At 72.5% G+C, this 5,128-nt stretch carries 5 protein-coding genes; 2 read left to right on the top strand and 3 right to left on the bottom strand.

The window, feature by feature from the left end; genetic code table 11:
- The first annotated feature begins 34 nt into the window (after positions 1 to 34).
- A complete protein-coding gene (locus ON19_RS09125; RefSeq protein ID WP_043689006.1) occupies positions 35 to 934 on the top strand; it encodes an SURF1 family cytochrome oxidase biogenesis protein in 900 nt (299 codons plus the stop codon).
- A 301-nt stretch (positions 935 to 1,235) separates the two neighbouring features.
- Here ON19_RS09125 and ON19_RS09120 read toward each other — a convergent pair whose 3' ends face one another.
- Positions 1,236 to 2,153, bottom strand: coding sequence for a cobalamin biosynthesis protein (locus ON19_RS09120; RefSeq protein WP_043689004.1), 918 nt, complete (start codon positions 2,151 to 2,153; stop codon positions 1,236 to 1,238).
- A 148-nt stretch (positions 2,154 to 2,301) separates the two neighbouring features.
- Here ON19_RS09120 and sigJ point away from each other — a divergent pair, with 148 nt between their 5' ends.
- Positions 2,302 to 3,261 (top strand): RNA polymerase sigma factor SigJ, encoded by a 960-nt coding sequence (gene sigJ / locus ON19_RS09115; protein WP_043689002.1) that lies wholly within the window; start codon positions 2,302 to 2,304, stop codon positions 3,259 to 3,261.
- On the opposite strand, the gene ald is transcribed toward sigJ, so the two are convergent.
- On the bottom strand, positions 3,262 to 4,371 hold the full coding sequence (gene ald, locus ON19_RS09110; protein WP_043689000.1) for an alanine dehydrogenase: 1,110 nt from the start codon (positions 4,369 to 4,371) through the stop codon (positions 3,262 to 3,264). It lies immediately after the preceding gene.
- A gap of 129 nt (positions 4,372 to 4,500) precedes the next feature.
- Positions 4,501 to 5,128: MBL fold metallo-hydrolase (locus ON19_RS09105; RefSeq protein ID WP_043688997.1), on the bottom strand; the 628-nt coding region annotated here is incomplete at its 5' end.

Here is a 5,128-nt window from a genome sequence, read left to right as displayed (position 1 = left end):
CCGATCCGCGGCTAGTCGCAGACGAGCGATCCTGATGCGCAGGCTCGCCTTCCTGCTGCGCCCCAGCTGGCTGATCCTGGCGGTGCTCGTCGCCGCGTTCGCCTACCTGTGCTTCACCGTGCTCGCGCCGTGGCAGCTCGGCAAGAACACGGCCACCTCGCACCGCAACGAGCTGATCGCCGACTCGGTGAAGGCCGAGCCCGTCGACGTCACCGCCGTGCTGTCCGAGACCGGAAGCGGCACACCCACCGAGTGGCGCCGAGTCACCGCCTCCGGCAGTTATGTACCGGACTCCACGGTGCTGGTGCGGCTGCGCCACCTCGACGGCGCTCCGGGGTACGCGGTGCTCGCCACCTTCCGGTTGGACGACGGCCGCGTGCTGCTGGTGGACCGCGGGCTGGTGTCGGCGGTCGACGGCACGCGCCCGCCGCCGATCCCCGAGCCGCCCGCCGGGCCGCAGCGCATCGAGGCCCGCGTCCGGATGTCCGAGGGCGTCACGCCCGGCAAGGACCCGAGCGTCCAGGACGGTTACCGCCAGGTGTACTCCATCGACACCACCCAGGAGTCGGCGGTGCTGAATCAGACCCTGACCTCCCTCCCGACCGGCGACCGCGGCGGCTACCTGCAGCTGAGCGAGAACCAACCGGGCGCCTTCACACCCACTCCCCTGCCCCGACTCGACGCGGGCCCCTACCTGTCCTACGGCCTTCAATGGCTCGCCTTCGGCATCATGGCTCCGCTGGGCCTCGGCTACTTCGTCTATGCCGAGATCCGGGAACGAAGGAAGGAAAAGGCCGCAGCACAGCCATCCCGCGCGCCATCCCCCGCCGAACCGGCCCACTCCGAGCCGATTCCAGCGACCGCGCCGAGCCCGCCCGCAGCCCCGACCACGGAAGCTCGCCTCGCCGACCGTTACGGCCGCGGCCGCGGCTGATTCCGGCCGCGGCGGCTTCCCGGCCGCGGACAGGCCACGGAGGACACCGGAGAAGGTGTGACCCCGGCGGTACCACGTCAAGCCGGAATGCCTGTGGCGAGCGGGTTCGTGATTGCCGGGCTGCCGACCGCGACCCCCATTCCGCCGACGCGGATCGATAGTCGACCTCGGCTTGCCGACCGGGCGACGGGGATTGCGCGATGCCAGCCACTCTTAGGACAGGGTGTGCTCCGGGTGAGAAGCACTGGCTGCCGTCCGGCCCGCGTGTGACGTTTCCCGCCGCATCTGGCCGCGAAACCGCTCAGCGCTTGGTCGCCGCGACGGCGGCGGCCAGCAGGGTGGCGGTGAGTTGCACGGCCTCGGACAGGCGAACTGCCCGGCGCAGGTCGTGCACGGTGGGAGCCGGGCCGTCACCGAGGACGGGCCGCAGTTCGACGCCGTGCGGATACTGCGTGCGGCCCCCCAGCCGGACGCCGAGCGCCCCGGCCATCGATGCTTCGACCACCCCCGCATTGGGGCTGGGGTGCCCGGCGGCATCCCTGTTCCAAGCGTCGAGAGCCGCCGTGGGCCGTCCGCCGATCATGGGGGCGAGCGCGGCGGTGAGCAAACCGGTGAGGCGTGCCGGAATCAGGTTGGCCACGTCGTCGACGCGCGCGGCCGCCCAGCCGAAACGCCGGTAGCGCTCGTTGCGGTAGCCGATCATCGCGTCGAGCGTGTTGACCGCGCGGTACCCGAGCAAACCCGGGACGCCCGCCACGGCGCCCCAGACCACCGGGGCCACAGCCGCGTCGGAGGTGTTCTCGGCGATGGACTCCAGGGCCGCGCGGGCGAGTCCGTTCGCGTCGAGCGCCTGCGGATCGCGACCGCACAGCGAGGGCAGCAGCGCGCGAGCTCCGTCGAGGTCGCCGTCCGCCAACCGGTCGGCCATCGCATGACCGGTCCGGGCCAAGCTGCGTCCACCCAGGACGGTCCAGGTCGCGACCGCGGTCGACACCACCCCGCCGCGCCGCGCGGCCACCCCGAGCCCGACCACCGCACCGACGGCCAGTGCCTCGTGCACCAGTCCCGCCACGCGCCGGTCGGCATAGGTCACCGACTCCAGAGCCGCCACCGCCGAACCGAATCCGGCCACCGGATGCCACCGCCGCGGATCGCCGAACGACCGGTCGAGCGCGAATCCGAGCAGCAACCCGATCGCGGTGGAGGTCCCCTTCTGCACCCGGCGAGGTTATCGGGTCGGCGACCGGCGCCGCGCACACGGCTGGTCCCCTGCGGCCGTGTCACACTCTGTTCCCCTGCGTCGTCGACCTGGTGACGCACCATAGACTCGCCCCCTGCAGGGGCCGAACGACGAACGGCGAACAGAAGTGACCTCCGAACAGCCTTCCCGCGAGCCCCTCGACCAAGCCGAGCTGGCCCGGCAGTTCGAGGAGCACCGGCCGTATCTGCGCAGGCTCGCCTACAGCACCCTGGGCAGCCTCAGCGACGCCGACGACGTGGTGCAGGAGGCGTGGTTGCGGTTGCAGCGCCAGCACGAGGCCGGCGCCGCGGGCGAGATCGACAACCTGCGCGCCTGGCTGTCCACCGTGACCGGCCGCCTCGCCCTCGACCACCTCGGCTCGGCGCGCGTCCGCCGCGAACAGTACGTCGGCGAGTGGCTGCCGGAGCCGGAGGTGACCACCTGGGACGACCCCGCCGACCGGATCACCCAGGACGAGCGGGTCACCACCGCGCTGCTGGTGGTGCTCGAGTCCCTGTCGCCGGCCGAGCGCACCGCCTTCGTGCTCCAGGACGTCTTCGGCATGAGCGGGCCGGAGGTCGCCGACGTGGTCGGTCGCACTCCGGCCGCCGTCCGTCAGCTCGCCTCCCGGGCGCGCAAGCACGTCGAGAAAAGCACGCCGCGCTTCCCGGCCTCGCCCGACGAGCAGAAGAAAGTGGTGTCTGCCTTCGCGCTGGCCTGGCGTTCCGGCGATCTCAGCGCGCTGCTGGGCGTACTCGATTCGAACGTGAGCCTCACCGCCGACGGCGGCGGCAAGGTGCCCGCGATCCGGCAGCCGGTGCACGGCGCCGAACTGGTGGCCAAGCTGCTGCTCGGTTGGTACCACGCGCCGTCCGCCGCGGGCGCCTGGGGCCGCGCGGTGCTGGTCAACGGCCAGCCCGGGCTGGTGGTCTTCGACGGCACCCACACGGGCGTCTTCTCCTTCACCGTCGACGACGGCCACATCGTGGCGATCGACGTGGTCCGCAACCCGGACAAGCTGCGCGACCTGCCCACCAGCGGCGAGCCGGACTGGTACCTGGGCGAGGGCCGCGCCGAGCAGGAGTAGTCACCCCGCGACGCCGAGCGGCCGCGAATACCCGTGCGCGGCCGCGACTTCGGCCGACAGCAGCCGCCCGGCGTCCGCGGTGAGCCCGTGCGCGAGATCGGGGTGCGCGGCGCACGCCTCCTTCCAGCCGAGAGCGGCGATCGCGCGCACATAGGGCAGGGTCGCGTTGGTCAGCGCGATCGTCGAGGTGTGCGGCACCGCTCCCGGCATGTTGGCCACGCAGTAGAACAGCGCGTCCGCTACCCGGAAGGTGGGGGCCGCGTGCGTTGTCGGGTGCGCGGAGGCGAAGCAGCCGCCCTGGTCGATGGAGATGTCCACCAGCACCGCGCCGGGGCGCATGCCCGCGACGAGGTCGTCGGTGACCAGTCTCGGCGCGCGCGCACCGGGGACCAGCACCGCGCCGATCACCAGGTCGGCCGACAGCACCGCACGCCGGATCTCCGCGGCGTTCGAGGCGACGGTGGTGACCCGCCCGTCGAAGCGGGCGTCGAGTTCGCGCAATCGGTGCAGGTTGGTGTCGAGCACGCTGACGCGCGCGCCCATGCCCATCGCGACCGCGGCCGCGTTCGAGCCCGCGACGCCGCCGCCGAGCACCACCACCTCCGCCGGACGCACGCCGGGGACGCCGCCGGGCAGCAGTCCGGCGCCGCCCAGCGGCGCCATCAGGTGGTACGCGCCGACCTGGGCGCCGAGTTTGCCCGCGATCTCGCTCATCGGGGCCAGCAGCGGCAGCGATCCGTCGGCGGCACGGACCATCTCGTAGGCGATCGCGGTGATTCCCGAGCGCAGCACGGCGTCGGTGCATTCGCGCGACGCGGCCAGGTGCAGGAAGGTGAACAGCACCTGCCCGCGACGCAGCCGCGGATACTCCTGCGCGATCGGCTCCTTCACCTTCAACACCAGTTCGGCTTCCCGCCACACCTGGTCGGCGTCCGGGACCAGCCGCGCCCCCGCCGCGGCGAACTCGGCATCGGGGAACCCCGATCCGACGCCCGCGCCGGCCTGCACCAGCACGTCGTGTCCCTGGCCTGCCAGTTCCCCGGCGCCCGCCGGAGTCAGGGCTACCCGGAACTCCTGCTCCTTGACCTCCCGTGGTACTCCGATCCTCATACCGCCATCGTGGCCCCGCCACCGTGCCCGCGCCACGAGCGACGCGCCGGTCGCGCACGCCGACCACCCGCGGCCCGCCCTTCGCGCCGGTTTCTCGGCACGTTGCTCAGCTGAGCGGCCGCGCCGGGGTCATACGGTGGCCGCCTGCCCCAAGGGCGGTATGCGCAGTTGGTCGGCGCGACCGGCGTAGCGGAACGCTCGGCCCAGATAGTCGAGCGTCTCGCTGAAGTGGGCCCACCCTTCGCCGTGCACCGCCACGATCACGGCGTCGCCGAGCACTTCGGCGGCCAGCAGGGCGGTGCGCGCGTTCAAGGTGACGTCGGCCTCGATGAAGCGGCCGACGTTCGCGGCGCCGACGTTGAGCACGGCGATGTCGATCCGGCCGATCCGCTCGACGATGCGCCGCACCACGTCGACGGAGGCGTTGTCCCCGGAGACGTACACCGTCGGCTCTCCCTCGGCCCGCAGCACGAACCCGGTGACGATTCCGGTGATCGGTTCGCAGCCCTCGGGACCGTGCAGGGCGGGCACGCCGGTCACCTGCACCCCGTGCACCGTCACGGTCTCCCAGTTCTCCAGGCCGCGCACACCCTCGATCCTGGTCGCCGCGCCCGGCGTGGACAGCACGGTCGGCACGGTGCCCAGAAATTCGCGGCCGGAGTTGTCCAGGTTGTCGGCGTGTTCGTCGTGCGAGAGCAGCACGACGTCCACGGGGCCGACCTCTTGCGGCGACACCGCGGGTCCGATGAGTTTGTGC

Origin of the sequence: Nocardia abscessus NBRC 100374 (genome assembly GCF_000308455.1) — a bacterium.
Lineage (GTDB): Bacteria > Actinomycetota > Actinomycetes > Mycobacteriales > Mycobacteriaceae > Nocardia > Nocardia abscessus.
Note: the sequence above shows the minus strand (reverse complement) of the source record. Positions and strands in the feature narration are given on the sequence as shown.